This is a genomic window from Mesorhizobium sp. M7A.F.Ca.CA.002.05.1.1 (assembly GCF_003998335.1).
In the GTDB taxonomy this organism is placed as follows: domain Bacteria; phylum Pseudomonadota; class Alphaproteobacteria; order Rhizobiales; family Rhizobiaceae; genus Mesorhizobium.
Window position 1 is genome coordinate 1 of the sequence record NZ_RZQI01000888.1, and the last position, 2,411, is coordinate 2,411.

A 2,411-nucleotide genomic window follows, 5' to 3' on the forward strand; every position below is an offset into this window, starting at 1 on the left:
AGGACAATGAACGCGCAGGCCATGCCGCGAGGCCGGGAGACGAAAGACGATGGAATCCGTTGCCAGAAGCCAATCCGCCGCCGATCCAGGCGCTTCGGCGTCGAACGACAAAACGCTGATCTACCGGCAGTCGCGCTGGACACGGCTGACGCATTGGCTTTGGGCTATCTCGTTGTTCTTCATGCTGCTGTCAGGCCTGCAGATCTTCAATGCCCGTCCGCAGCTCTATATCGGCAAAGAATCGGGCTTCGAATACAACAACACCATCTTCGCCATCGGCGCCGAGAATTCCGATGCGGGTCCGCGCGGCTACACGGAAATCTTTGGGCATCGCTTCGACACCACTGGCGTGCTCGGCTGGTCGGGTCCGGCCGGCCAGGAGACGTCCCGCGCCTTTCCCTCCTGGGCGACCATCCCATCCTACTATGATCTCGGCACCGCGCGCGTCATCCATTTCTTCATTGCCTGGATACTGGCCACGACGTTGATCGTCTGGTTTGTCGCCAGCACCGTGAACGGCCATCTGCGGCGCGATCTCGCGCCACGCCTCGACGATTTGAAACGATTGCCGCAAGACATCGTTGACCACGCCAAGCTCAAATTCCACCACACGCGCGAATACAACACGCTGCAGAAGATGGCCTATGGCGGGGTGCTGTTCGTGCTGTTGCCGCTGATGATCATCACCGGTCTGGCCATGTCGCCGAGCATGAATTCGGTGCTGCCGTTCCTCAACGATCTGCTCGGTGGCCGGCAGACGGCACGCACCATCCATTTCACCGTCATGGTGCTATTGGTCGCCTTCTTCGTCGTCCATATCCTGATGATCCTGGCCGCCGGCCCGATCAACGAACTGCGCTCGATCATCACCGGCTGGTATCGGACAGATCCTCCCGCACAGGACGATACAGCCGAGAGGAGTGCCTGACATGGCAAAATTCCAGATCAGCCGCCGCAAATTCCTGACCGGTGCCAGTCTTGGCGTCTCCGGCATCATGCTGTCGGGCTGCGACGCCTTCGACAGTCAGCTAGGTGTTGGCAGCGGCCTGCGCAGTTTCCTCGAAAACGCCAATGGCCTGACCTACCGCGCACAGCGGCTGCTTGCCGGAAGTGACGCGCTGGCCCCGGAATTCACCGAGGCCGACATCCGCCAGCCGCAGCGGCCGAATGGTGTCACCGCTCCCGATGACGATGTCTACAAGGGCTTGCTCGCCAACAACTTTGCCGACTGGCGACTGGAGGTTTCAGGCCTTGTCGAGAAGCCGCTATCGCTCAGCCGCGAGCAACTCCAGAATATGCCGAGCCGCACCCAGATCACCCGCCATGACTGCGTCGAAGGCTGGAGCTGCATCGCCAAATGGACCGGCACGCCGCTGTCGCTGGTGCTGGACCAGGCGGTGGTCAAACCGCAGGCGCGCTACGTCATGTTCCATTGCCTCGATACGATCGACCGCAGCCTCTCCGGCGACATCAAATATTACGGCAGCATCGACCTGATCGATGCCCGTCACCCGCAGACGATCCTCGCCTATGGCCTGAACGGCAAGCCGCTGCCGGTCGAGAACGGCGCTCCGCTGCGGGTTCGCGTCGAGCGCCAACTCGGCTACAAGATGCCGAAATATCTCTACAAGATCGAGCTGGTCGACGGCTTCGCCACTGTCGGCGGCGGTCGCGGCGGCTATTGGGAAGACAATGGTTATGACTGGTACGGCGGAATCTGAATCGCACACCGCAAACGCTGCGGCCCCAAAGATGGCCAACCTATAGCGAGCGGCGAAACAGTTCGCCCTTTCCGGCGATCTGCTCGCCAATGCCGCCGAGCCGCAGCATGTGCCAGGCAAGGGCGTGATTGCTCGAGGTTACCGGTTTCCCCAGTTCCTTCTCGACCTCCTCGATGATGCGGGCAACGCGCATGCTGGTGCAGGAAACGAACACCGCCTCACAGTCGCTCGACGCACCGATTTCCAAGATGGCCTGCTTGACCGATGCCGGCGTGATGCGCGCAACGACATTGTCATCCGCCTCGTTGAAGGAGCCCATGACCGGAATGTCCATCCCCCGCGCCATCAGCGATGCACGTAGCGAATGATTGATTTTCGCCAGATAAGGGGTGAGCAGCGCGATCCGCGAGACGCCCAGGGCCTTCAGCGCCGCCCTTGCCGCCGTCACCGGGTTGGTCACTTGCACGCCCGGCAGCACCTCATGAACGCGTTCGGCGACCTTGTCCTCGCCGATAACCAGCGCTCCCGAGGTGCAGGCAAAACCGATCACATCGAACTTGACGTCCGGCAAGAGCCCGACAGTTTCCGGGATGACGGCCGACATCTTCATCAGGTTTTCCGGCGTGATCTCGACATCGCTGTAGAGCCGCGCCTCGTACAGCGCGATGTCGCGCGCGGGCAGCGCATAGC

At 61.5% G+C, this 2,411-nt stretch carries 3 protein-coding genes; 2 read left to right on the forward strand and 1 reads right to left on the reverse strand.

Annotated features, from left to right (window positions below):
- Positions 1-49 precede the first annotated feature (49 nt).
- Complete coding sequence (locus EN939_RS30060; protein WP_127271292.1) at positions 50-928, forward strand: cytochrome b/b6 domain-containing protein; 879 nt, start codon at positions 50-52, stop codon at positions 926-928.
- 1 nt (position 929) lies between these two features.
- Complete coding sequence (locus tag EN939_RS30065; RefSeq protein WP_127270739.1) at positions 930-1,721, forward strand: molybdopterin-binding protein; 792 nt, start codon at positions 930-932, stop codon at positions 1,719-1,721.
- 40 nt (positions 1,722-1,761) lie between these two features.
- Here the strand turns inward: EN939_RS30065 and EN939_RS30070 are convergent.
- Positions 1,762-2,411 (reverse strand): maleate cis-trans isomerase family protein (locus EN939_RS30070; RefSeq protein ID WP_127271294.1); only part of this gene is annotated, 650 nt, incomplete at its 5' end.